This is a genomic window from Paenibacillus gorillae (assembly GCF_000513275.1).
Classification (GTDB): Bacteria; Bacillota; Bacilli; order Paenibacillales; family Paenibacillaceae; genus Pristimantibacillus; species Pristimantibacillus gorillae.
The window spans coordinates 1-23,361 of sequence record NZ_CBVJ010000092.1 but is presented as its reverse complement, the minus strand read 5'-3'; the positions used below and the strand labels follow the sequence as shown (position 1 = coordinate 23,361).

24 protein-coding genes are annotated in these 23,361 nt (G+C 49.3%); 16 read left to right on the top strand and 8 right to left on the bottom strand.

Annotated elements, in window-relative coordinates; all coding sequences use genetic code 11:
* Window positions 1-422: 422 nt before the first annotated feature.
* The 5 genes from TY10_RS30475 to TY10_RS15725 all read right to left on the bottom strand — a co-directional run bounded on the left by TY10_RS30475 (window position 423) and on the right by TY10_RS15725 (window position 4,908).
* On the bottom strand, window positions 423-671 hold the full coding sequence (locus TY10_RS30475) for a hypothetical protein (RefSeq protein ID WP_155985888.1): 249 nt from the start codon (window positions 669-671) through the stop codon (window positions 423-425).
* 75 nt (window positions 672-746) lie between these two features.
* Window positions 747-1,640: a phosphate ABC transporter permease PstA gene (gene pstA / locus TY10_RS15740; RefSeq protein WP_042165377.1), complete on the bottom strand. Its 894-nt coding sequence runs from the start codon at window positions 1,638-1,640 to the stop codon at window positions 747-749.
* Complete coding sequence (pstC, locus tag TY10_RS15735) at window positions 1,637-2,599, bottom strand: phosphate ABC transporter permease subunit PstC (RefSeq protein WP_052350565.1); 963 nt, start codon at window positions 2,597-2,599, stop codon at window positions 1,637-1,639. The genes pstA and pstC overlap by 4 nt, the downstream gene beginning before the upstream one ends.
* A 71-nt stretch (window positions 2,600-2,670) precedes the next feature.
* The gene (locus TY10_RS15730) at window positions 2,671-3,522 is read right to left on the bottom strand and encodes a phosphate ABC transporter substrate-binding protein (protein ID WP_042165374.1); all 852 of its coding nucleotides are present in this window, start codon (window positions 3,520-3,522) and stop codon (window positions 2,671-2,673) included.
* Between the two features lie 21 nt (window positions 3,523-3,543).
* Window positions 3,544-4,908: a stalk domain-containing protein gene (locus TY10_RS15725; RefSeq protein ID WP_042165371.1), complete on the bottom strand. Its 1,365-nt coding sequence runs from the start codon at window positions 4,906-4,908 to the stop codon at window positions 3,544-3,546.
* 281 nt (window positions 4,909-5,189) lie between these two features.
* On the opposite strand from TY10_RS15725, the gene TY10_RS15720 reads away from it, so the two are divergent.
* From TY10_RS15720 to TY10_RS15680, 10 genes are all read left to right on the top strand, one after another.
* Entirely contained in the window at window positions 5,190-5,639 is a 450-nt protein-coding gene (locus TY10_RS15720) for a MarR family winged helix-turn-helix transcriptional regulator (RefSeq protein ID WP_042165369.1), read from the top strand.
* An 87-nt stretch (window positions 5,640-5,726) separates the two neighbouring features.
* Entirely contained in the window at window positions 5,727-6,617 is an 891-nt protein-coding gene (locus TY10_RS15715; protein WP_042165366.1) for a pirin family protein, read from the top strand.
* 118 nt (window positions 6,618-6,735) lie between these two features.
* Window positions 6,736-7,473 carry a response regulator transcription factor gene (locus tag TY10_RS15710; protein WP_042165364.1) on the top strand — a complete coding sequence of 246 codons (738 nt, stop codon included), beginning with the start codon at window positions 6,736-6,738 and terminating at the stop codon, window positions 7,471-7,473.
* A complete protein-coding gene (locus tag TY10_RS31615) occupies window positions 7,470-7,817 on the top strand; it encodes a hypothetical protein (protein WP_042165361.1) in 348 nt (115 codons plus the stop codon). Before TY10_RS15710 ends, TY10_RS31615 begins: the two co-directional genes overlap by 4 nt.
* Window positions 7,753-8,529, top strand: coding sequence for a sensor histidine kinase (locus tag TY10_RS15700; RefSeq protein WP_238327669.1), 777 nt, complete (start codon window positions 7,753-7,755; stop codon window positions 8,527-8,529). Before TY10_RS31615 ends, TY10_RS15700 begins: the two co-directional genes overlap by 65 nt.
* A gap of 116 nt (window positions 8,530-8,645) precedes the next feature.
* Window positions 8,646-9,422: an ABC transporter ATP-binding protein gene (locus TY10_RS15695; RefSeq protein ID WP_042165358.1), complete on the top strand. Its 777-nt coding sequence runs from the start codon at window positions 8,646-8,648 to the stop codon at window positions 9,420-9,422.
* Window positions 9,397-10,227, top strand: coding sequence for an FtsX-like permease family protein (locus tag TY10_RS29880; RefSeq protein ID WP_052350564.1), 831 nt, complete (start codon window positions 9,397-9,399; stop codon window positions 10,225-10,227). The genes TY10_RS15695 and TY10_RS29880 overlap by 26 nt, the downstream gene beginning before the upstream one ends.
* Window positions 10,199-11,332 (top strand): ABC transporter permease, encoded by a 1,134-nt coding sequence (locus TY10_RS29875; protein ID WP_052350563.1) that lies wholly within the window; start codon window positions 10,199-10,201, stop codon window positions 11,330-11,332. The genes TY10_RS29880 and TY10_RS29875 overlap by 29 nt, the downstream gene beginning before the upstream one ends.
* Before the next feature lie 510 nt (window positions 11,333-11,842).
* Complete coding sequence (locus tag TY10_RS15685; protein ID WP_042165355.1) at window positions 11,843-12,580, top strand: AAA family ATPase; 738 nt, start codon at window positions 11,843-11,845, stop codon at window positions 12,578-12,580.
* Between the two features lie 26 nt (window positions 12,581-12,606).
* A complete protein-coding gene (locus tag TY10_RS15680; RefSeq protein WP_042165352.1) occupies window positions 12,607-13,134 on the top strand; it encodes a hypothetical protein in 528 nt (175 codons plus the stop codon).
* On the opposite strand, the gene TY10_RS15675 is transcribed toward TY10_RS15680, so the two are convergent.
* Entirely contained in the window at window positions 13,131-14,282 is a 1,152-nt protein-coding gene (locus TY10_RS15675) for a metallophosphoesterase (RefSeq protein WP_042165349.1), read from the bottom strand. The two genes, TY10_RS15680 and TY10_RS15675, sit on opposite strands and share 4 nt — an antisense overlap.
* Window positions 14,283-14,460: 178 nt before the next feature.
* On the opposite strand from TY10_RS15675, the gene TY10_RS15670 reads away from it, so the two are divergent.
* The 3 genes from TY10_RS15670 (at window position 14,461) to sda (ending at window position 18,064) form a co-directional block, all read left to right on the top strand.
* Window positions 14,461-16,623: a DNA topoisomerase III gene (locus tag TY10_RS15670; protein ID WP_042165346.1), complete on the top strand. Its 2,163-nt coding sequence runs from the start codon at window positions 14,461-14,463 to the stop codon at window positions 16,621-16,623.
* Window positions 16,624-16,888: 265 nt separating this feature from the next.
* The gene (locus TY10_RS15665) at window positions 16,889-17,560 is read left to right on the top strand and encodes a YheC/YheD family protein (RefSeq protein WP_238327668.1); all 672 of its coding nucleotides are present in this window, start codon (window positions 16,889-16,891) and stop codon (window positions 17,558-17,560) included.
* A 360-nt stretch (window positions 17,561-17,920) separates the two neighbouring features.
* Window positions 17,921-18,064 (top strand): sporulation histidine kinase inhibitor Sda, encoded by a 144-nt coding sequence (sda, locus tag TY10_RS15660; RefSeq protein ID WP_042165342.1) that lies wholly within the window; start codon window positions 17,921-17,923, stop codon window positions 18,062-18,064.
* 398 nt (window positions 18,065-18,462) lie between these two features.
* On the opposite strand, the gene TY10_RS15650 is transcribed toward sda, so the two are convergent.
* Complete coding sequence (locus tag TY10_RS15650) at window positions 18,463-19,470, bottom strand: NAD(P)/FAD-dependent oxidoreductase (RefSeq protein WP_042165337.1); 1,008 nt, start codon at window positions 19,468-19,470, stop codon at window positions 18,463-18,465.
* Between the two features lie 361 nt (window positions 19,471-19,831).
* On the opposite strand from TY10_RS15650, the gene TY10_RS15645 reads away from it, so the two are divergent.
* From TY10_RS15645 to TY10_RS15635, 3 genes are all read left to right on the top strand, one after another.
* A complete protein-coding gene (locus TY10_RS15645) occupies window positions 19,832-21,025 on the top strand; it encodes an NAD(P)/FAD-dependent oxidoreductase (protein WP_042165335.1) in 1,194 nt (397 codons plus the stop codon).
* Window positions 21,025-21,288, top strand: coding sequence for a hypothetical protein (locus TY10_RS15640; protein ID WP_042165333.1), 264 nt, complete (start codon window positions 21,025-21,027; stop codon window positions 21,286-21,288). The genes TY10_RS15645 and TY10_RS15640 overlap by 1 nt, the downstream gene beginning before the upstream one ends.
* A 916-nt stretch (window positions 21,289-22,204) precedes the next feature.
* On the top strand, window positions 22,205-22,867 hold the full coding sequence (locus tag TY10_RS15635; RefSeq protein WP_042165330.1) for a DUF559 domain-containing protein: 663 nt from the start codon (window positions 22,205-22,207) through the stop codon (window positions 22,865-22,867).
* A 26-nt stretch (window positions 22,868-22,893) separates the two neighbouring features.
* Here the strand turns inward: TY10_RS15635 and TY10_RS30780 are convergent.
* A partial coding sequence (locus tag TY10_RS30780; protein ID WP_202903194.1) for a hypothetical protein occupies window positions 22,894-23,361 on the bottom strand: 468 nt, incomplete at its 5' end.

Below are 23,361 nucleotides of genomic sequence, written 5' to 3'. Positions count from 1 at the left end.
AAAGCGAAATTTTCTTCGCAAATACTGGAGAGTCGCCCCAGATGGGGTTCTATACCGCATAATTTGCGAACCGACCTGCGTTAAATAGCGAAGCTGCTTCGTTCTTTGGTAACAAGCTTAATTTTTACGGTGAGAGGCCAAGAAACCTTCGTCCACCTAGATTGATTAGTTCCTGGAAGATGACTCATACGATCAGCAGCAAGGTGCAGGATTCTTACGGGGGAAGCCATGTGACTAGGGCGAGCGATAAGCTTCGTGTGCAGGGTGACCGTTGCATAAAGTGGTTTGCTGCTAAAGGAATGAGCGGAGAATACAGGGGTTTGGTTGTGTTGTGTTTGTTTTGTTAAGTTGTTGCACCATTAGAGGGAGAGTGGAGTGTTTCGAGTTCGGGCTGACTTTTCGAAGGTTCAATCCATTAAACATCAAGTTAGTGATGGAAAAATGGAATCAAGAATGGCAGGACGAACCGAAACACGCAGCGCCCCCAGTGTTGCATCAAGAATGGCAGGACGAGCCGAACCACGCAGTGCCCCCAGTGTTGCATCAAGAATGGCAGGACGAACCGAAACACGCAGCGCCCCCAGTGTTGCATCAAGAATGGCAGGACGAACCGAAACATGCAGCGCCCCCAGTGTTGAATCAAGAACGGCAGTACGAGCCGAAACACGCAACGTCCCGGCGTACGAGTACCATACACTATAAAGAGGCTGCCGAGAATATCTCGGCAGCCTCCAACACAATCCAACTTAGCCCTTCATCTTCCGAGCCTTCAGCCAAAGCGGAATGCGGAACACCAAATTGATGAACAGCACGACGAACACAAGCACCGCCGCCGCCTTCTGAGCGATTTGCTGCGCATCGGGCACGATGGCTTCCGACTGCACGTACCAAAGGTGAACGGCAAGCGTCGCGCCTGGCGAGAAGAGATTAAAGTCCCACATTTCCCCTGAAGTCGTTACACCGGCAGTCAAAATGATGACGGCGCTCTCGCCGAATGCGCGTCCAGCCACGAGACATATGCCGGTAACGATGCCAGTCAGCGCAGCAGGAATCAGAACGCGAGAGATCGTTTGCAGATGCGTTCCGCCAAGAGCGAAGGATGCGCTTTTAAGCTCCTTCGGCACAGCGCGCAGCGACTCCTCCGTTACCCTGACCAATACAGGCAGGTTAAGGAAAGCTAGACTTACCGCACCCCCAAGGATGGTTAATCCGATCTGGAAATATTCGACGAACAACGCAATGCCGAACAAGCCGAAAATAATCGATGGAACGGAAGCCAGCGCTTCTACGCAAATGCGCACGAAGCCGATCAATTTATTGTCTGGCGCAAATTCGGCCAAGTAAATGCCAGCAGCCATACCAAGCGGAATTGAAATAACGAGGGAAATGAAAAGGATATAGAATGAGTTGATCAGCGTAGGACCGATACCCCCGCCTTCATCAATTTCACTCGGCAGTCCGAACAGGAAGTCCCAAGTCAAATTCGGCAGACCCGCTTCCAGAATAAGAAACAGCAGGCCGAAAATAAACAGGATAGCCGCTGCGCCGATAACCCAGACGAGCAGCGTGAAGACGCGGTTGTTCAATCGGTTCATTTTACCAGCGCCTTGAAAGGGGTTGGCGGTTGGTGTCGTCTTCATCCTTGTACCCCCTTGCGTTGCAGCCAGCGAACGGTAGCAATCATGAGAATCGAAATAACGAGCAGCAGGAAGCCCATCAAGTAAAGGGCATAGTTCCAAGTCGAATCAAAAGGAACGTTAGAAATTTGCATTACGATGTTACTCGTTAGTACGGATGTCGGTTTGAGCAAGCTGTCTGCGAGCTGAGCTGTATTACCGATTACCATTACGACGGCCATCGTTTCGCCGATTGCACGGGCCATTCCTAGAATGACTGCGTACATAATGCCGCTGCGCGCGGAAGGAAGCAGCACCTTCCAAACGGTATGAAAGCGGGTAGCTCCCAGAGCATAAGAAGCATCGCTATATTTTCTTGGTACGGCAGAAATAGCATCATCGCTAATCCGGCTAATCGTCGGCAGCACCATGATTGTCAAGACGAGTGCAGCAGCCAGAAGGCCGTCGCCCATGCCGCTGCCCGTCACATTACGGATCATTGGGATGAGAATGGTAAGACCGAGGTAGCCATATACGACGGATGGAATGCCGACGAGCAGATCCAATACGGGTCTTAGCGCATTCTTCAGCCAGCCCGGCACGAAGACGGAGAGAAAAACAGCGATTGCAATTGATAGCGGCACGCTGATTAGCAGCGTTAACGCTGTTAATGCAAATGTCCCGAATATAAAGATTAACGCTCCGTATTGTTCCTCCATCGGATTCCAGTTCGTGGACAGGAAAAAGTCAGCGAATGAAATATCGCGGAACGTTAAGACGCCTGTTCGGAACATCAGGATGAGAATAAGGAAAAGAATAAGGCAGACGAAGACTGCACTAGCAATACATATGTAGCGGAACAAACGGTTCATGGCAAACAGTCTTTTTTTACGGTCGAACGGCTTGCCGCTCCCGGCCATAATGCTGCTGCCAAGCTCTGAGTGCTTAGAACCCGCTCGGGCAGCGACTGATGATTCTAACATTTCAATTCGGCTCCTTTGGAGAAAAACAGCCGGCTTCGCGCCTTACGCGCAAGCCGGCCGCTCTTTCCCTCTTATTTCATTGCGGAAATCGGAATGAATTTCAGCTTTTTAAGCGAACCGTTTTGGAATTTCGCGCTTTGTACATAAGCGATGAATTCCTTCACAGCGCCAGTAGGCTGGCCTTTTGTCATGTAGTAGCCGTAGCCCCATACTTTGTATTTGCCGTTGATAACGTTAGCCTCAGTTGGAGCAACACCGTTAACGCTCAAAGCTGTCATCTTGTCTGTTACGTAAGCAAGGTCCATATAACCGATTGCATTTGGTGTAGTCTCGATAGCAGTCTTCATATCACCGCTTGTTTTTACTTCTTTGTAGTTGTCGCCTTTAGTCATGAAGTCTTCGCCAGCAAGCGCTTTGTCTTGGAAGTTAACGCGTGTGCCGGAGCCAAACGTACGGTTTACGACGATGATTTCAGCATCTTTGCCGCCAACGTCTTTCCAGTTCTTGATTTTGCCGGAGAAAATGCCTTGCAGATCCTTCGTCGTCAAGTTCGATACGCCAACGTTTTTGTTCACGACAGTTGCGAAAGGAATAACAGCGACTTTATGTGCAACTTGGCCGTCGAATTTTTTGAAGCCAGGAACGTCTTTCGTAGCATCCCAGTCTACAGCGCCGATATCAGCGATACCTTTGCGAACAGCTTGCGGGCCAGTGATCGAACCGGCAGCGGATGCGGAGATTTTAACTTTTGGATTAGCTTTTTTGAATTCATTAGCTGCTTGAAGCGTCAATGGAAGCAGTGCGGAAGAGCCGTTGATTACGATTTTGCCTTGAAGTTTGCTTGCTGCGTCTGCAACATGTACGGAGCTGAAGCCAATTACGGCGATAAGAGCCGCGATCGTAATTTGTTTAAACCATTTCATTGCATTTTTCCCCCAGATAAATTATTTTGTGATCGTTGTGAATTTGCCGTTGATTGCTACTGCGAGCAAGCCGTTGCTGATTGCAGCCAGTTGGCCGTTATTGGATACAATAATTTCGCTTACACCGTCCGATACGCTATGTAAAAGAGTAGCTGCGCCGGATGCGGCATCGATATTGTAAATGGCATTGCTATCACCTTTGGCAGTGAGCAGGTAAAGTTTATTTCCTTTAGCTGTAAGCTGATACACGTCTTGCTCGCTGAACAGCGGTTTTACCGTTTTGCCAGCGATGTCAACAACTTCAAGTGTACCTGTGCTGTTAGCGTCGTCGCCCAAGCTTACAAAGTATGCTTTCGAACCGTCTGCAGAAATCTGTATGAAAGCTTTATCCGTTTTGTCGTTAGTCAGTTGAACCGGTTTGTTGTCGGCTTTCGCTGCGTCGTAGAAGTAGAGCTGCGGTTCAGTACCGGTAGCGTCAATCGCCACGTCGTCTAAGCTAACGTCTTTACCAGCGTCGGCTGTAACTTTAGGCTGTTTATTAACCGTGAAGGCAAATTTGCCGCCGTCGGAGGATACACTCAGATCAGCCTTGTAGTCAACTTTGTCTTCCAGTACTTTTGTTACTTTGCCGTCTGCCAGATCTACTTTAGCGATAACGGAGTTTTTGTCGCCTTGCAGGAAGAACAATGCGGAACCGTCTGCTGACCATTGCAGTTCGTTCTTAATCGAGCTGTCCGTGCTAGCTTGAACCGTTTGTTTCGTAGCAAGCGTGATTACATATACAGCACCGTTCTCATCGGTATAAGCAGCTTTAGCGCCGTCATTCGAGATAACAAGGTCCGAAGTGTTGGAGGAAGCAAGCAGCAATTCGCTGCGGCCTGTCGCGGTATCGATCAGGTAGTCTTCACGTCCGCCTTCAACGGATTTCGATGCAAGCAAGGTAGAAGGGTTAATCCATGCGGCTTGTTCGATGTCAGCAAGCAGTTTAAACGAAGTGACTACATTGCTTCCTGCTACATACGTTGCGCCAAGCTTTTCAAGCAGCGCCTTTGGTTCTGTAAACGAATTGCCGCCAACAGACGTAACCGCGCTGCCCGTCAGGGTTGCACTTTTGTGATTCAGTTGAACGTTGATCACGCCTTTGGAAACACTGATCTCAGCTCCGATTGCCAGGGCAATGTCACGCACCGAGACGAGTGTTGTCCCGCTTTTGTTAATGGTGCGGATTGCAACTGCTTTGCCGTTCACGGTAAAGGTTGCGTTCTTGATTTGCAGTGCCTGCTGGGTTTGCGAAGCTGCATTCGTTTGTGCCATTACCGGAGTTACGGCTGTTGTACCAATTGCTGCTGCCAGCATGGAGATGACCACTACTTTTTTCATTTGCATCGGTTTTCGTCACCTTTCTCGATTCGATCTCTTAATTCAAAATCAGTTTAGCAGTCGATTATTATCCCATTATTTAGAATTTGTAATGATTTCGTAAATAAATGTGGGAATGTAGTCCTTGTTGCACTATCGAAATTGCTTCGTATGACGGATGGAAAAGGCTAATTTTTACAATGGAATAGTAACTTTATGAATTGGCCCTTAAAGACTAAAAGGCTTGACAGCAGCAGAAAATTATTATATCTTTAATTCAAGATAATTACCGGTGAGGAGGTATACTAATGAAGGAAGCGATGAGCGATGAACAGCAGACGGCGCTGAAACTGCTGGTTGTATTGTCCAAATCATTCAAGAGTATTATGGATGTTGCGGTCAAAGATATTAAAAGCTACGGTTTGTCTTCATCCGAGTTTGCTATATTGGAAGTGTTGTATGCGAAAGGCCGTATCCCGATTCAGCAAATCGGGGATCGAATCTTAATTACGAGCGGTACGATGACGTACAATATCGATAAACTCGAAAACAAAGGATACTTGAAGCGCGTGCCATGCAGTAAAGACCGGAGGGTCACGTATGCGGAAATTACGGACGTTGGACGGAGCATGTTCGATGATATTTTCCCGCAGCATACGAATCGAATTGAAATGGTTATGGGCAGCTTAACGCTAGAGGAACAAAAGCAGGCTATTGAATTGTTAAAAGTATTGGGAAAAGGAGCCGCCGGCAAGTAGTTCTCGGCGGTTTATAACGGCCTTATATCTTTAACTGAAGATAAAGTAAGTATGAATCCAATACGTGAAATAAGGAGATGTATTCCCATGACCAACACTACAGCATATCGCGAAATCGAAGGCACGTTTCACGGCTCGCCGTTTCATATGGTAGGCGACGGCTTTCGTGTATCGAACTATTTCCCTGGAGGCAATTCGTTTGAACAGCGTATCAGCCCGTTCGTGCTGCTGGATTACGGTGCACCGGTTGAATTGCCGCCAAGCACAGAGGTGAGAGGCATTGGTGCTCATCCGCATCGGGGCTTCGAGACGGTAACAATTGCGTATCAAGGCCGCATCGAGCATCATGACAGCGCGGGCAACCATGGCATCATTGGCCCTGGCGATGTGCAGTGGATGACGGCAGGCTCCGGCGTACTGCATAAAGAATATCAGGAGAAAAGCTTTTCCGAGCAGGGCGGTGTCATGCAAATGATCCAGCTGTGGGTCAACTTGCCGCAAGCGAATAAAATGACAACGCCGGGTTATCAGGAGCTGCTGTCTTCCGCAATGGGAAGAGTGGAACTGCCGAATGAAGGCGGCAGCGTACGGATCATTGCAGGCGAGTACAATGGCGTGCGAGGACCGGCAAGCACCTATACGCCGCTCAATCTCTTCGATATTTCGTTCAATAAAGGCGGGCAAGCGAGCTTTACACTGCCATCTTCATATAATGCGGGATTGATTGTACTTCGCGGCGAAGTCTTAATTAATGAAGGCAAGTCTGCTGCGGAAAATGATTTCGTCCTATTCCGGAACGAAGCCGGCGAGATCCGGATTGAGGCGCTGACGGAGGACGCCCTTGTACTCGTATTAAGCGGGGAACCAATCAACGAACCGATGGTTCAGCGCGGGCCGTTCGTTATGAATACCGACCGGGAAATTACACAAGCCTTCCATGATTTCCGGACAGGTGCTTTCGGAAATCCGAACTTTTAAGGTCTGAAAAGCCCCGGCTGCGTCTAGCGCAGCCGGGGCTTTTTCGTTTGAACGCTTTCATTGAACCTGCTATCATAAGGGTGTTCAATATCGGGCTTAATTCGGAGGCGATCATAAGATGTATCGCATATTTATAGTAGAAGACGATGACAAAATCGGCGGGATTTTAAAAGCGAATATGGAGAAATACGGCTTCGAGGTGCGGCGGGCAGAACGGTTCAAGGAGCTGTTGGCCGAATTTATCGAATATGATCCGCATCTGGTGCTGCTTGATATTAATTTGCCGTATTTCGACGGATTTTATTGGTGCAGGCAAATTCGCACGCGCTCCAACGTGCCCATCATCTTTATTTCCGCGCGTGCCGGGGAGATGGATCAAGTGATGGCCATCGAGAATGGCGGCGACGACTATGTAGCCAAGCCCATCCATCTGGATTTGCTGATGGCGAAGGCGAGAAGCGCGCTTCGCCGCGTCTATGGGGAATATGCGGCAGCAGCTGGCGGACTTGGCGCTGGCAATGGCAGTGGAAGCGGAGATTTGGAGGCAAACGGACTGATTCTATATCTGAGCCGCAATGAGCTGGAATGGCAGGGCAAGCGGGTCGAACTGACGAAAAACGAGCTGCTGCTCGCGGAATGCTTCCTCCGCAGGCCAGAGCAGGTCGTTACCCGCGAAGAGCTGCTGGAGGCGCTTTGGGATGACGTGCAGTTCGTCGATGACAATACGCTGACGGTCAATGTCACGAGGCTTCGTAAAAAGCTGGAGGAGCTTGGCATCATAAAGGCGATTGAGACGGTGCGCGGCCAAGGCTACAAGCTGGTCATTCCGGAAATAGAGAAAGGGGCCGGGGCATGAGCTGGAAGGGCTATATATGGGATCGCAAAATAATGATTGCCGTTTATATGGGATGCATCGGAATTGCTTCCGTCCTTTTTTCGCTAGATAAGCTGCGTTATGCGGAGCAGGCCGATCCCGGCTTGCTCTATTATTTTATCGAGCTGGCGCTGCTGCTTCTAATCGTAGGGCTTGCCATCGATTATATGCGGCAGCGGGCATACTATAAGCAGCTGGAAGACACGCTTCAAAAAGCCGGCGACGCTAGATGCTTCCACGCTTATAAAGTCAGGAATTTCGGTGGAGCAGAAGGCAGTACAGCAGCTGCTTGGAGCGCAATACAGTGCTTATACGACGGAGCTTAACAAATATCGGCGGCAGCAGGAGCAGCATAATCATTTCGTCATGCAATGGGTGCATCATATGAAAACGCCGGTGTCGGTTATCGATCTGCTTGCGCAAGAGGGGAGGGAGCAGCCGCTGAGCGGGGAGAAGCAGGCGGAGCTGCTGACGAGCTTGCGGGAGGAGACCGACCGGTTGACGCGCGGGCTGGAAATGATGCTGCACACCGCAAGGCTGGATAAATTCGAGCTTGATTTGCATCCGCGGCAGCTATTGCTGCATGAAGTTGCACGATCGGTAATCAACGGACATAAAAGGCTGTGCATCCGCTATTCGATCTATCCCAAAATCGAAGGGGAGGCCGTCGTGGAGTCAGATGAGAAATGGCTTACGTTCGTGCTGAACCAACTCGTCAATAATGCAATTAAATACGCCAAGCGCAAGCCGGGCGACAAGAAGCTTACGATTCGGATAGTTAAGCAGGATAACGCCGTCAAGCTGTTGGTCGAGGATGAAGGCATCGGCATCGAGCCGCAGGATTTACCGCGAATTTTCGATCCCTTCTTCACTGGCGAGAATGGACGGGCCGTCGAGGAGTCGACGGGTATGGGGCTTTATTTAGCTAAGCAGGTATGCGGACGGATGGGGCATGAACTGTCTGTTGAGTCGAGGGCAGGCGAAGGAACGACGGCAACGGTATCCTTTTACCCGGATGGCATTCACCGGTTTGGGTGACAACATTGTAAGGTTAGCCATCCCGCATGAAAGGGAAATCGATGGGAGCCCGGGTGCGCTCAAGGATATACTATTCATGCAAGCAACGAAAGAAAGCTTTGGGAGGCTAGTTGAAGATGAGTGTATTGCATACGAAAGGGTTAGGCAAAATATACAGCTCGAAAGGGAATGTTTCGTATAAAGCGCTGGAGGATATCGATCTTAAGGTTGAAGCTGGAGAGTTCGTTGGGGTAATGGGACCGTCAGGAAGCGGGAAGACGACGCTCCTTAACCTGCTATCGACGATCGATCGGCCTACTTCCGGAGAGCTTGAGATTAACGGCGTCAATCCGGCGAGGCTGAATGAACGCAAGCTGGCGTTGTTCCGGCGCAGAGAGCTGGGCTTTGTGTTCCAGGATTTCAATTTGCTTGATACATTGTCCATTAAGGAAAATATCATTTTGCCCCTGGTGCTGGAGGGTGTTTCTCCCCGGCAAATTGATGAGAAGCTGCGGCCCATTGCCGAACTGCTGCAAATTACAGCGATTCTCGGAAAACGAACCTACGAGGTGTCCGGCGGACAGAAGCAGCGGGCGGCTATCGCACGGGCGATTATCCACCAGCCTTCGCTTGTATTGGCCGATGAGCTGACTGGCAATTTGGATTCCAAGTCGGCGAAGGATGTCATGGATTCATTAAAGGATATGAATGAGCGGCTTAAAGCAACGGTTCTTATGGTGACGCATGATCCGTTCTCCGCCAGCTATTGTCAACGGATTGTCTTCATTAAAGACGGTAAGTTTTTCTCGGAAATTCGGCGCGGCTCGAACCGGCAGGCATTCTTCCAACAAATATTGGACGCACTGAGCGTGCTGGGAGGTAATTTCGATGACGTTCCGTTCGCTCGCGCTTAGCAATATCCGCGGCAACTGGCGGTCCTACAGCGCGTTTTTCTGGAGCAGCGTGTTTTCCGTCATCATTTTTTACATGTACGCCGCCTTTATCTATCATCCTGATGTTATGAACGGCAGCATCCTGCAGGCGCAAAAGATTCGCACCGGCATGCAGTTCTGCCTATATCTGATCGCTATTTTCTCATTCCTGTTCGTGCTGTACGCGAATTCGGCATTTCTGAAGACGAGAAAACAGGAATTTGGCCTGTTCTCGTTATTCGGAATGACCAGGTCGCAGTTACGGCGGCTCGTTATATACGAGAATGCAGCCGTTGCGCTGTTGTCCCTTATTACGGGCATAGCGATTGGCATGCTGTTCAGCAAATTGTTCTTTATGGCGCTGGGGGCCATGTTAAGTGTGAAGGACCCCATTCCATTCGCGGCTCCTGTCTTTGCGCTTGCACTGACCGGCATCGGTTTTTTCTCCCTATCGATGGGGATTGCACTGCTAACGTCGTTACGTATTGGCAAATCGGAAATTGTCGACCTGTTGAAGGCAGCCCGTAAGCCGAAAGGCGATCTCGTATTCTCGAAATGGCTCGTTGCATTGGCTGTATTATGCTTGGGGGCGGCCTACGGCATGGCGCTGATGATGACGCCGGAGACATTCGTGTTGCTGGCACTGCCGATATTGATTACGGTGACGATCGGAACCTATTTCTTATTCACGCAATTGAGCGTCCTGGCTATCCGATTTCTGCAGCGCAAGCATTCGGTTTTTTCACAACCGGACCAATATGATTGTTTTGTCCCAGCTTGGTTATAAGCTGAGAGATAATGCGCGTATTTTATTTATGGTATCGATCATGAGCGCTGTCATTTTAACCGCTTCGGGTACTTTTTATTTGATGCAAGTGGGATATAAATTGATGGTCTCGAATTACTCGCCATATACCATTGCGTTCGTAGAGCGCGGCCTTCATACGCATGAGGTCGTTGATCCGGCGCAAATGGCGGACGTTTTGAAGGAAAACGGCCATCCGATCACCAGAGAGGATAAACTGGTCGGTGCGGAAATTACGAAGCTGAAGTTCATAACCGAAGATAAAATGCCTCATGACTACGGCCATTCCAAAGGTTTTGTTATTTCGGCCTCTGAATATAATCATAATGCGGCTGGTCTAGGTCTCCCGACAATTACGGTGGCGCAGGATACCGTTATTTTGCAAGCGAGCTGGATGAAAGCTCCACAATCCGTGCAGGGTGTTATCAACGGCGTAACGGTCGATTATAAAATATCGGAAAATGTAAACAGTACGATAATGAACATGACAAGTCATCTTTTTACGATTATTATGGATGACTTTGCTTACAGCAAGCTGATGGCCTCTATCCCGGAAGAGAAGCAGATTGTCAGTTACGGCTATGAAGTGAAGGACTGGGAAAGCGCGGCAGAAGCCGTTGGCCAAGTGCAGAAGCTCGTTCCTGAGAGTAAAAAAGAGCAGACACATATGACGCGTGCGTCAATGTACCAGGATTATATGCAAAACGCCAATTTAACGCTGTTTATCGGTTTGTTTATTAGTCTGCTGTTCTTTATCGCTGCTGGCAGTCTTATCTACTTCAAGCTGTTCACGGAGCTGCAAGAGGATCAACAGCAATTCCGCGCCTTGAAGCGGATCGGTATGACACTTCAGGAAATCAGAAGAATTTCGATTTCGCAAATTGCTATTGTGTTCTACATTCCTTGCGTCGTAGGAACGATTCATGCTCTTGTCGCCATGAAAGCGCTGGATGCCTTGATGGCGTCTTCTGTGTGGCTGTACTCCTTTGTGGTCATCGGCATCTTTATCATTATGCAGACGTTTTACTTCATCATCGCTTCCGTCAGCTATATGAAGAGCATTAACCGGCCTGGTCCGGCTTCTTAAACAAATAGATTGCCTGAAATGTTAAAAGGCTGCTGTTTCATTAATGAAGCAGCGGCTTTTTAGCGTGTGGAGGAGCGGGGTTTCATATTAAATTGCTTCCGGTGCTCGTCGATAGCCAGAACGTTGAATCAGCGCCGTATCTGTTAGCATCGTTCCAGCTATACACGGCAACAAAATGCAAAAGTGCATGCTGATCATGCTAAAATGACATAAAATCGCGATCAAAATGTAAAAGTACATTTTAAATCGCTCGATTTCGCTCCTTAGAGGCTTTCTAGGCCAATCAAACTGCATATTTGCATTTTGATGCGAAAAATCACCGATTTAACGGTAAACAAACTGCACATTTGCATTTTGATTTCATGTTCGTGACCGCCACGAGCCGAAACTCAACTATTGTCACTAGCGATAAAGAAACTTTTCCCATGAAAAAAGCGTCTATATATACATATATTAGAATTTTATTTATATTCAATCCCCCAGCTTCGTGCTCGTGAAAGGAGCAGTAAGATGACATTTTTGAAACGGGCATCCTTTGACTGGAAAGCAGCGGAAGCGGTGGACAGAATGGGACAGTATCCCTTTCATATACCGGCCTTGCAGCGGGTGGACGAACTGGATCTGGACAGCAACATCACCTTCTTAATCGGCGAGAACGGCTCCGGCAAATCGACGTTGCTGGAGGCAATTGCGCATCTTTGCGGGTTTAATCTCGTTGGCGGAAAAAGCTCGCTTCTTTCCAAAGAGAAGGATGATGTGTCGCTGGCCTCCATTATAAAGCTGTCTTGGACGCCAAAGGTAAGCAACGGATTTTTCTTTCGTGCCGAGACATTTGATGCTTTCGCCGACTATATTGATGAACTGGCTAAGGAGGACGGAAGAGCCTACGATTCCTATGGCGGCAAATCATTGAATGAGCAGTCGCATGGGCAGGCGTTCTTATCGTTGTTTACAAACCGGTTAGGCGGCAAGGGTATCTATTTGCTTGATGAGCCGGAATCGGCGCTTTCACCGCAAAATCAGCTGGCCTTTATCCGGCGGATTTGGGAAATGGAGCGTGAAGGCCAGTCGCAATTCATCATTGCGACCCATTCGCCGATATTGCTCTCATACCCGGGCGCCACGATATGGAGCTTCGATCATGATCCGATCAAGCGGTTGGATTATGAGGAGACGGAGCATTACCGGCTCACGAAAGATTTTTTGAACAATCGCGGGCGATATTTCCGAACCTTATTCGAGGAGTAACTAACAAAGCGGAGGGGGAATTATTAATGAAGCTTCAAGAATTGACCTTTGTTGCCGTAAGATTGCTGGCAGTATGGATGCTTATCCGCGCATTTCTGTTTGTCGGCTCGACCATTCAAATGATTGCAGTCGGAAGTGAAGGACTGATGATATGGGGAATTTCACTCTTGCCGGCGCTGCTGCTTTCCATTGCAAGTCTGCTATTTTGGCAAAAAGCGGGTTGGACCGCTTCACGCATCGTTGGGGATAACGGGAATACGGAGGTCAATTGGAGTCGTGTGGAAGAGAGTGTATTATATCGTTTGGGCTTCTCGCTTACGGCCGTCATTATTATAATAACGACGCTGCCGGGACTGATCGGCAGCGTCGCTCAAGTGTTGCAGGTTTATGCGCAGTCGTATACAATCTCCCAGCCTTTTCTCATTAGCGGGTGGAGCAGTCTCGTCGTACAGCTGGCAAAGCTTGCACTGGCAGCCGTTCTGCTGCTGCAGGCAGACGTTATTTACGATTGGCTGCGCCGTACGGCGCTGCAAGTAAGGAAAAACAACAGCTAGCCTTTAAATTGGAGATCGATCTGGATAACCTCCGAACGGCTGCCGATTCGAATCGGCGGCCCCCAGCTGCCGAAGCCGGAGGATACGACTGCATGCAAGCCGCCTTTTTGCTTGTAGCCCCAATCAAGCTCGAATAGTCGGCGGGTAATGAGATGATTGGGCGCCATTTGGCCGCGATGCGTATGCCCGGACAAGGAAAGATCAATGCCATTAACAGCAGCCTGCTCCAAGTCGGAGGGCTGGTGATCCATCATAATGAGCGGCAGTGCTGCGTCGACCTCGGCTACAAGGCTGCGGATCGGCAGCCTGCCGCTTTTGTTGTTTCGGCCGGAAGCGGCGGAGGCGTCTTTGCGGCCGATAATATAGAAGCTGTCCGCAACAAGCACGTTCTCGTCGCGCAGTACGCGGATGCCGATCGCATCCATTTCCGCAACGAATTGCTCAATATGGCCGCCGATGTATTCATGGTTGCCAAGTACGGCGTATACGCCAAGAGGCGCTTTCAGCTGCTTCATGACATCAGCCATTTTATACCGGATGAACGGATCGATGTCGTCGTCGATAATGTCGCCTGGCAGCAGAATAATGTCCGGCTTTATCCGCTCCATCTCGTTAACCAGACGCTGCAGATGACGGTTGCCTACCGTCGTTCCGAGATGAATATCGGAAGCCATACCGATTTTTAACTTTTTCAGATTGCCAGCCTGCTTCGGAATCGTTGCGGAATAGACTCTGACGATTGGCGTCCAGGCATTCCAAGAGCCTCGAATAAGCAACGCGGCAAGTATGACGGCAACTGCTGACCCCACAATAAGAATAGCTGTCTCAGTTGTTACGGAGGTTTTCGCCAGCAGCCAGACGATTAAGTCGGCTGGCAAAAGCAGAAGGACGCCATATTCAAATATAGCAATCCAGTACGAGCCGATCAGCTTCAGTGGCCGGGCCAGCGGCCTGGCGAAGTTAGATTGTCCCACTCGGCCGAGTATATAGCCTAGCGCCAGAACGACAATGACGATGCTGTAAAGGACCGGCGACTCCCATCCGAACAGGGTTGAGGCATACACCCAGCCGTTCCAGCCGATGTACCAGTTGATGAGGCCGTAAATCAGTAGAACCGATGCAATGACGGCAATTAAGCGGGGCTTCATTCGGACACGCTCCTAGTTCATTCATAAATTTAGAAAAGCAGATAATGAAGATACTATAGCACACTCGGAATTGCCGGGTAAAATAGAGCGGTTAGTAAGGGGAAAAGCCGGATAGTCGGCGGTTTCTCTTTCCTGTGGTAAAATAAGAGGAAACCCGATAAGATTGGAGAAAAAAGTAATGAAATCACTTGTTCTGGCGGAAAAACCAAGCGTGGCAAGGGAGATTGCCCGCGTGCTTGGCTGCAGCCAAAAAAATAAAAGCTACATTGAAGGCCCGAAGTATATCGTGACGTGGGCGCTTGGCCATCTCGTCACATTGGCTGAACCAGAAGAATACGATGCGAAATACAAGACTTGGAGTCTGGAAGATTTACCGCTGCTCCCTCCCAAAATGAACCTGAAGGTGATGAAGGAAACCTCTCATCAATACAAAGCTGTCGCCCAGCTATGCCGCAGGCAGGATATCGGCGAGCTAATTATTGCGACGGACGCCGGCCGAGAAGGCGAGCTTGTAGCACGCTGGATAATGGAGCTTGTTCATTGGCGCAAGCCGTTCAAGCGGCTTTGGATTTCGTCGCAGACAGACAAGGCGATCAAAGATGGCTTCCAGGCGCTGAAGCCAGGCAAAGACTACAATAATTTGTACGCTTCGGCGGTATGCAGGGCAGAAGCAGACTGGCTGATTGGTTTGAATATAACGCGTGCGCTTACAGTTAAATATAATGCGCAGCTGGCGGCCGGCCGGGTTCAGACGCCAACGCTTGGCGCGATGATGGACCGGGAGAAGGAAATCCAACAGTTTCAATCGCAGCCGTATTGGACGATTTCGGCCGATCTTGGCGGTTTTCAAGCGGTATGGCGGGAATCGGATTCGCATGACGGCAGAGTCTGGAATCGCGAGGCGGCGGAAGCTGCAGCCGGACGGTTGAACGGCAAAGGCGCGAAGGTAGACAAGCTGCGCACAGTTGAGAAAACAGAGCCGCATCCGCAAGCTTACGATCTGACAGAGCTGCAGAGGGATGCGAACAAGCGGCTTGGCTTTTCTGCCAAGCAAACCTCTAACGTGCTGCAAAAGCTGTACGAGCAGCATAAGCTGGTTACTTATCCCCGCACCGATTCCAAATATTTGTCCAGCGATATCGTACCGACGCTGAAGGGCAGGCTGGAGAGCGTTGCAGTGGGACCTTATTCGGCTTTGGCACGCAAGCTGCTGCGAGGCCAGCTTCCGGTGACGAAACGATTCGTTGACGATAGCAAGGTAAGCGATCACCATGCCATTATTCCGACGGAGCAATTCGTCAATTTATCGGCGTTAAGCAATGAGGAGCGCAGACTGTACGATTTGATCGTACGTCGTTTCATTGCGTTGTTCTATGCACCGTACCGGTATGACGAGACGAGCGTGGTGCTGACGGTCGGAGGCGACAAGCTGTATGCCAAAGGAAAAGTCATGAAGGATATGGGCTGGAAAGAGCTGTACAGCGGGGAAGCGCTCCGCGCAGCCGAGGATGATGAGGACGACGAAGAGAGCGGCCGCAGCGGGCAAGGGGAACGCCAGCCTGAGCAGCTTCTGCCTGCCCTGACACAGGGCCAGACGGTGCCGGTTAAGCAAAGCCGGATCAAGGAGCTTCGCACCATGCCGCCTGCCCGTTATACAGAGGCATCGCTGCTGGCGAAGATGGAGAAGCATGGACTAGGAACGCCGGCAACCCGCGCTGACATTATTGAGAAGCTGCTGTCCACCGATACGATCGAACGGTCACAGAACCGGCTTATTCCAACAGGGAAGGGCAAGCAATTAATCGAGCTGGTTGTCGACGAATTGCGCAACCCGGATCTGACGGCGCAATGGGAACGCGAACTGGAGCGCATCGCGCAAGGCAAAGGCGAGCCTGCCAAGTTTATGGCCTCGATTCGCGAGCAAGCCAGTAAATGGGTGACGGAGGTCAAGAATGAGACGAAGGAATACAAGCCGCATAACTTGACTCACTCCCGCTGCCCGGAATGCGGCAAGCTGCTCATGGAAGTGAAAGGGAAGCGGGGCAGCTCGCTCGTCTGCTCCGACAGGGAGTGCAGCTATCGCCGCTCGACTGAGCCGGCGCTCTCTAACAAGCGCTGTCCGCAATGCCATAAGAAGATGGAGATTCATAACGGTAAAGCAGGCAAATATGCGCAATGCCGTCCTTGTAACGTGATCGAGATGCTGGGAGATAAGCAAGGCGGCGGCCGGGTAAACAAGCATCAGCAGAAAAAAATGATTGATCAATTCAGCGATAACGTCAGTTTGTCGAATAGTTTGGCCGATGCGTTAAAGGCCGCTATGGAGAAGAGTAAAGAGTAGTCATGCAAAAGGTACAGTCTCCTCACCCAGGGAGGAACTGTACCTTTTAGCATTTTCAGCGGCTGAACGTGATGCTATTGATTAATTTCTTCTATTAATATAGTTCAACTATTCAACTGGCAATCGCCCATTCGCTAGGCTGATTGCTTGGAATCCGCTTATATGCTCGGCAATTGGGGCTTCTATCCTCCGACATTCATCCAAGAGATAGATGGATCTCTGTCATATGCTATGGATGAAGCCGCAGGAAAGGAGATTGAAAGTATTGGGTGAATATCAAGGCAGGCAATTAGCCAGCAAATGGGCTAAAACGGCCGTGCTTCGCTCGAATCCGCAAATTGCGCCCCATATCCCTCCTACTAGCCGATATACGAGTGAGAATTTGAGAAGCATGCTGAATACGCATGGGATGGTCGTCGTCAAGCCGGTGCGTGGTGCCGGGGGGAACGGAGTCATTAAAGTTTCGAAAACAAGCGGAGGCTACTCTTACTCCTACTATGCCAAGACAAGGAATTTTGCGAGTTTTGAGAGTATGAAGCGCTCGTTGGATCAGTGTAAGAAGAAGCGGGCTTATTTAATTCAGAAGGGTATTTATCTGGCGACGGTTGGCGGCCGTCCAATCGATTATCGCGTGAAATATGTGAAAACCGACAACGGCTGGGTATACCGCTCTTTGGTGGGGCGGATCGCCAAGCCTGGCTTGTTCGTAACGAATATTTGCCGGGGAGGCACGTTGGTTACAGCTGCCCAGGGCATTCGCCGATCGATTGGAGCATCATTCGTTGGGGCGAAGAAGCAGAGAATGCGGGAGCTTACCGTCCTATCCACGCAGCTTCTGGAAGCAAAGTTTCCCGGAATTGGACAGCTTGGGTTTGACTATGGCATCGATAAGAGCGGTAAAATATGGATTTTTGAAGTGAATACGAGGCCTCAATAATAGAGAAAGTACAGAGCCGTACGCTTCCGATAAACCCCTTGGCGGGTTTATTTTTTTGTGCGAGGGGAGCTGGAGAACGCATTAACCTACTTTTATATGAAGGAACAGTGCAATATATTCCATTAATGGAGTTTCCGATTCCCATTAAAGTTTTTTATTGAACTTGTTGGAAAATAGGCTGTGTATAACGATATCCACATCATCCACGTTGATTTCCCTTATTTTTCGACGCATGTCCACAAATCATGCACAGCATGTCCACAGGTGATTGTGTATAATCCGATCTGTTGTTGGATTGAAAAATCAATGCTACTATGAGGAAGAAATTAGGATAATCCATGAGGAAAGGAAGTGTCCGTTATGGAATTGCTTAACGATGAATTGCTGGAAGACACCTATATCGCGGCTGTCCAATTTGAATTAGAGCCTGAATTTATTTACATGCTGCAGTTGGAAATGAGGCGCAGAAAGCTAGGTTTGCGCGAGGAGCTCGTAACGGCTTAGACAAGCTTGATGATGGCTGGTTAATGCCAGGTCAAGCCTAGAAGAACTACCTCCACTCCGTTACCCCCACATCTACGGTTCGCTCACAATTCAGGCAGAAAGCAATGTGCTTGCAATGTGCTGTTTCCGCCGTTTGTTCAAATCCTTGCTCCGAAGCTTCCCATGGCTCGTATGGCGCATAAGGGCCAGTCCAATCCGCTATCCGTCCCAAATCACTTAATAGTTCATGACAATTTTCGCATTGTGCAAAAAGGGGCTGCAAGCCGTTGCAAACCGGACATAACATAAGGGTATCCTCCTTGGCTGGACTACAGCGCTGAAGTGGCGCTGCGGGAATTGGAAAAGCCAATGTTAGGATACCCTTTTTTTTATCGGTTACGCGTTTGTATTGGTATGATTTAGAGCTTCATATTGCTGCTGTGCCCAGGAGACAGTTTTGCGTTCGGATCGACGTATACCTTTGCATTATTAATTGCGGTAGGCGCTTCGCCGAAGCCAACGGCAATAAGCTTGAGTTTGCCTGGATAAGTCGTGATGTCACCGGCAGCAAAAATCCCCGGAATGTTCGTCTCCATTCGAGTATCGACAACGATCGAGCCGCCTTCAATATGAATGCCCCAATCTGCGATAGGGCCAAGCGAGGAGACAAAGCCGAAATTGACGATAACTGCGTCGACATCGAGTTCGGTGTTTTCCTTTGTTTTGACATCGGTCAGCGTTACCCGCCCGATCCGTCCGCTGCCATCGTCATGGAGAGCCGTTATTTCCTTTGGCGTTGCGATTTTAACGGTGGAATTCATCAGGTTTTCGACACTATGCTCATGCGCCCGGAATTTGTCGCGGCGATGAGTGAGCGTGACGCTTTTGGCAATCGGCTCCAGCATAAGCGACCAATCGACCGCAGAATCGCCGCCTCCGCTAATCAGCACATTCTGATCCTTAAACCGCTGAAGATCGCCGACAAAGTAATGAAGATTGCTGTGCTCATATTGCACAGCTTCAGGCAGCTCCAGCCTGCGGGGCTCAAAGGCGCCGACGCCAGCCGTAATAATGACAGCTTTTGCATAATAAGCCGATTTGTTCGTGACGATCTCGAACAGCCGGTCATCCTTTTTCGTAACAGCGGATACCTTTTCTTCGAGGCGAATGTCCGGTTTGAACAGGGAGAGCTGCTCAATGAGACGGTCTACTAGTTCTTGGGCGGTTACTTTCGGAAATCCGGCAACATCGTATATATATTTCTCGGGATAAAGGGCCGCTAATTGCCCCCCTAACTGAGGCATGCTTTCTATTAATAATACGGATGCTTGACGCATTCCTCCGTAAAAAGCAGCGAACAAGCCGGCGGGCCCGCCCCCGATAATGGCAATGTCGACTGTTTGTTCCAAGGATTCGGAAATAGGCATGGATGCACCTCCAATATTGGATTAAAACGCTACTTCATTATAAGCTTTTGACAGCCAGGATTGAAACCGCGAATTTGTATGCCTCTCTAAAGTTTTTCGTATACTTTGCTCTTGAACTTTTAAAGAAAACTATGTAATATTTCTGATGTATATTACGTAAGTCACTGGAAGCTTGGACCGTCAAATTGAATGGATTTTGACTTAAAAACCACGATTGCGATGAGAGATGAAGATGTCAAAAAGCCCAGTGTTTATAAAGAGGAACCGAATTGCACAAGCTACCGATAGATATTATAAATTAGCATACGGGTTTGTGTAATTTTTCACAGAGAAAAAGCACAGGAATGGATGGGATCATACGATGAGCAACATACCGAAAATCGTTATTTTAGGTGCAGGGTACGGTGGAGTACTGACTGCGTTGCGTCTCCAGAAGGAGCTAAATTACAACGAAGCCGACGTCACCCTCGTTAATAAGCATGACTATCATTACATTACTACACATTTGCATATGCCAGCTGCCGGGACCGATAATCCGGAAAACGCCCGCGTCAGCATTTCCAAACTGATCGACGAGTTCAAGATCGACTTCGTTAAATCGACGGTTGTTCAAATTCGTCCGCAAGATAAAAAGGTCATTCTGGAAGACGGCACTCTTTCCTATGATTATCTTGTTATTGGCCTTGGCGGCGAGCCGGAGACGTTCGGCATTCCGGGTCTTGGTGAATATGCGATGAACATTCGCAGCATCAACTCGGTTCGTCTGATCCGTGAACATATTGAATATCAATTTGCCCGCTACAAACGCGAGCCTCATCGTACTGATTACTTAACGTTCATCGTAGGCGGAGCAGGCTTTACCGGTATCGAATTTATCGGTGAGCTGTCCGACCGCATTCCTGAGCTTTGCAAACAGTTTGACGTTGATCCCGCTCTCGTGAAAATTTACAATATTGAAGCGGCGCCAACCGCTTTGCCTGGCTTTGATCCCGAACTGGTGGAATATGCAATGGACGTTCTGTCCAAAAAGGGCGTTACGTTCCGCATCGGCACAGCCATCAAAGAATGCACGCCAGATGGCGTCGTTGTTGGCGAAGGCGAAGAAATCAAATCGCAAACGGTTATCTGGACTGGCGGCATCCGCGGCAATCGTCTTATCGAAGACGCTGGCTTTGAAACGATGCGCGGTCGTGTGAAAATCGATGACAACCTGCGTGCTCCAGGTCATGAGAACATCTATATCGTCGGCGACAATTCGCTGATGTTCAATCCGGAAGGCCGCCCTTACCCGCCAACTGCGCAAATCGCAATGCAGCAAGGTGTCGTATGTGCGCATAACCTGGTCGCTTCGATCCGCAACCAGCCACTGAAAGGCTTTGTGTTCAGCAATAAGGGTACGGTTGCCTCGCTTGGCAAAGGCGAAGCAATCGGCATCGCTTTCGGCAAAAAATATAAAGGCCGCGTTGCAGCTTGGCTGAAAAAGATGATTGATCTGCGTTACCTGTTCATTATCGGCGGTATTCCGCTCGTGCTGCGCAAAGGCAAGTTCCTATAATGCGTCACTGCAGCGTGCAAGTTCGAGGCTTGCTGACCCGGGATGAGTTGGATCGGTACAACGCATTAATGGAAGTTGGCTCCTTCCTGGAGTCGCAGAACCGCTACGATCTGGCCTATACGGTGCAAAAGGAAGTTGACCTGCTCATTCAGCCCGCGATCGAGCGTCTGAAGGATAAAGGACGCGAGCGTGACCGTGCGACGCAGGAGTACCTCGATGCAAAGCGCCTGGCGCTTCTCGAGGATGAGGAAGACGAGGACTAATACATGATGAGCTTTCGCCAGCCGAACGTTTCGCGTTCGGTGCGGCGAAAGCTCTGTTTCATATTGGACAGCCTTGCGATATCTCCTCCATCAGCTGTGATAAGCTTTAGTTGTTTATTTTCTTAGGTTCGTTCTGGCCGGGTCTTCTCGTCAGCTAGGCATTAAGGCGCATTAGGTGCATTAGGTAGGTGATTAGCGAAGCACCTTCGCAAAATAAGGAACCAGCCTTCACTGTGCCGAGGTTTTGGGTCTGATCTTGAAGATTAGCGAAGCCCTTCGCAAAATAAGGAACCTAACTTCGCTGTACCGTGGTTTTCAGCATGATATTCACGAAGAGCGAAGCTAGATTCGCTACTCGTGAACCTAGGTTCATGAAAAGCGAAGATGAGTTCGCTAATGATATAGTGGGTCATTTCTGGCGATGTTTTTGCGAATCTAGATTCGTTAAATAGCGAGTCTGGTTCGTTGTAGATTGATGGGAAAGAATGGTGGCCTTAATCATCTAGACCTTAAGCGTATTAACGAAGCACCTTCGCAAAATAAGGAACCTAAATTCGCTGTACTGCGGTTTTCAGCCTGGTATTGAAGATTAGCGAAGCTAGCTTCGCTTTTCGCGAACTTAGGTTCACGAAAAGCGAAAATTAGTTCGTAAAATATTCGATCAGGCAGTTTATGGCGGTGGTTTTACGAAAATGGCTTCGTTAATTAGCGAATCTGGTTCGTTACAAATTTAAGGGGACAGGACATGGGATATCGATACTATGTTCTGGTTGCCAGTTTTTTCAATATCTACTATACTAGCTGTAGGTAACTAGGAGTGAAGCACACCCTGATTGCGGCGATATTCGTCTGCGGTCAGGGTGTTTTCTGTTTCAGGGACCAAACCAAATGAAGCTATGATGAGGAGGAGACGACGATGCAGCAGCAATTGGATAGTTTTATTGAAGCGTTTAATCGGGATGCGGCCATTAGCGGGAAGTTTCGCAACAAGTTAGGTAAAATTGAACTGCAATTTCTTGAACAGGTGTGGGGACCGGCTTTTGGTTACAATTATGAGGGGTTAAAGGCAGAGCATCCTTTTCTGGACCATAAAGGCGGACAGCGCTTTGCGGACTTCATATTTGTGAAGCACGGGATAAAGCTCATCATGGAGATCGATGGCTTTACTACGCATGCTCGCGATATTTCGCCGGGTGAGTTTAATGATCATCTGCTTCGTCAAAATGATCTCGTGCTGTCAGGCTGGCTCGTTCTTCGGTTCTCGGCATGGCAGGTGGAGAACCAGCCGAAGCAATGCGAACGCCAGATTAAGCAGGCGATTGGCCAATGGTGGTCGCAAGCTTACCGGGAAGACGAGGGTCATAGCAAGCAGGTGTGGGAGTCCCGCAAGCAGCTTGTTCTACAAATGGCCATGAGGAAAGACGGCAAAATAAAAGCGTCCGATATAGCAGGACAGTTCCAAATCAGTAACCGCTCGGCCACCAACTGGCTGAGAAGATTCGAAGTTGACGGCGCCATCATACCTGTTCCCTCTCCGTATCGTGTAACCCTCTACCGTCTGCCCAACTATATTCAATGAAATGGGTAGTTAGCGAAGTGCCTTCATTATTTAACGAAGGCAAGTTCGCTGTAAACGGTACCTGGTGAGCGGCGAGTGTATGAAGCGAAGCTATTTTCGCAATTGGAGAACCTGGGTTCCCGAATAGCGAAAATAGCTTCGTTGTTCGATGGCGTGGCGAATATGCTAATGCGTATAGCGAAAGTTGGTTCGTTATCTAGCGAACCAGCTTCGTTGAGGGTAAGAATGAGTGGGAGGGTAAGAGTAAGGACAAAAGCTAGGACAAGAGTAAGATCAGGTGCACAGCAAAGAGTAAAAGCAAAACCAGAAACAGAAGAAGCAAGAGCAGAAGCAAGAGCAGAAGCAAGAGCAGAAACAAGAGCAGAAGCAAGAGCAGAAGCAAGAGCAGAAGCAAGAGCAGAAGCAAGAGCAGAAGCAAGAGCAGAAGCAAGAGCAGAAGCAAGAGCAGAAGCAAGAGCAGAAGCAAGAGCAGAAGCAAGAGCAGAAGCAAGAAC

What these genes read in the sequence shown, in the direction of transcription:
- pstA (WP_042165377.1), bottom strand. Translation starts at nt 1,640, where the DNA reads ATGAAGACGACACCAACCGCCAACCCCTTTCAAGGCGCTGGTAAAATG.
- pstC (WP_052350565.1), bottom strand. Translation starts at nt 2,599, where the DNA reads ATGTTAGAATCATCAGTCGCTGCCCGAGCGGGTTCTAAGCACTCAGAG.
- TY10_RS15730 (WP_042165374.1), bottom strand. Translation starts at nt 3,522, where the DNA reads ATGAAATGGTTTAAACAAATTACGATCGCGGCTCTTATCGCCGTAATT.
- TY10_RS15725 (WP_042165371.1), bottom strand. Translation starts at nt 4,908, where the DNA reads ATGCAAATGAAAAAAGTAGTGGTCATCTCCATGCTGGCAGCAGCAATT.
- TY10_RS15720 (WP_042165369.1), top strand. Translation starts at nt 5,190, where the DNA reads ATGAAGGAAGCGATGAGCGATGAACAGCAGACGGCGCTGAAACTGCTG.
- TY10_RS15715 (WP_042165366.1), top strand. Translation starts at nt 5,727, where the DNA reads ATGACCAACACTACAGCATATCGCGAAATCGAAGGCACGTTTCACGGC.
- TY10_RS15710 (WP_042165364.1), top strand. Translation starts at nt 6,736, where the DNA reads ATGTATCGCATATTTATAGTAGAAGACGATGACAAAATCGGCGGGATT.
- TY10_RS31615 (WP_042165361.1), top strand. Translation starts at nt 7,470, where the DNA reads ATGAGCTGGAAGGGCTATATATGGGATCGCAAAATAATGATTGCCGTT.
- TY10_RS15695 (WP_042165358.1), top strand. Translation starts at nt 8,646, where the DNA reads ATGAGTGTATTGCATACGAAAGGGTTAGGCAAAATATACAGCTCGAAA.
- TY10_RS29880 (WP_052350564.1), top strand. Translation starts at nt 9,397, where the DNA reads ATGACGTTCCGTTCGCTCGCGCTTAGCAATATCCGCGGCAACTGGCGG.
- TY10_RS29875 (WP_052350563.1), top strand. Translation starts at nt 10,199, where the DNA reads ATGATTGTTTTGTCCCAGCTTGGTTATAAGCTGAGAGATAATGCGCGT.
- TY10_RS15685 (WP_042165355.1), top strand. Translation starts at nt 11,843, where the DNA reads ATGACATTTTTGAAACGGGCATCCTTTGACTGGAAAGCAGCGGAAGCG.
- TY10_RS15680 (WP_042165352.1), top strand. Translation starts at nt 12,607, where the DNA reads ATGAAGCTTCAAGAATTGACCTTTGTTGCCGTAAGATTGCTGGCAGTA.
- TY10_RS15675 (WP_042165349.1), bottom strand. Translation starts at nt 14,282, where the DNA reads ATGAAGCCCCGCTTAATTGCCGTCATTGCATCGGTTCTACTGATTTAC.
- TY10_RS15670 (WP_042165346.1), top strand. Translation starts at nt 14,461, where the DNA reads ATGAAATCACTTGTTCTGGCGGAAAAACCAAGCGTGGCAAGGGAGATT.
- sda (WP_042165342.1), top strand. Translation starts at nt 17,921, where the DNA reads ATGGAATTGCTTAACGATGAATTGCTGGAAGACACCTATATCGCGGCT.
- TY10_RS15650 (WP_042165337.1), bottom strand. Translation starts at nt 19,470, where the DNA reads ATGCCTATTTCCGAATCCTTGGAACAAACAGTCGACATTGCCATTATC.
- TY10_RS15645 (WP_042165335.1), top strand. Translation starts at nt 19,832, where the DNA reads ATGAGCAACATACCGAAAATCGTTATTTTAGGTGCAGGGTACGGTGGA.
- TY10_RS15640 (WP_042165333.1), top strand. Translation starts at nt 21,025, where the DNA reads ATGCGTCACTGCAGCGTGCAAGTTCGAGGCTTGCTGACCCGGGATGAG.
- TY10_RS15635 (WP_042165330.1), top strand. Translation starts at nt 22,205, where the DNA reads ATGCAGCAGCAATTGGATAGTTTTATTGAAGCGTTTAATCGGGATGCG.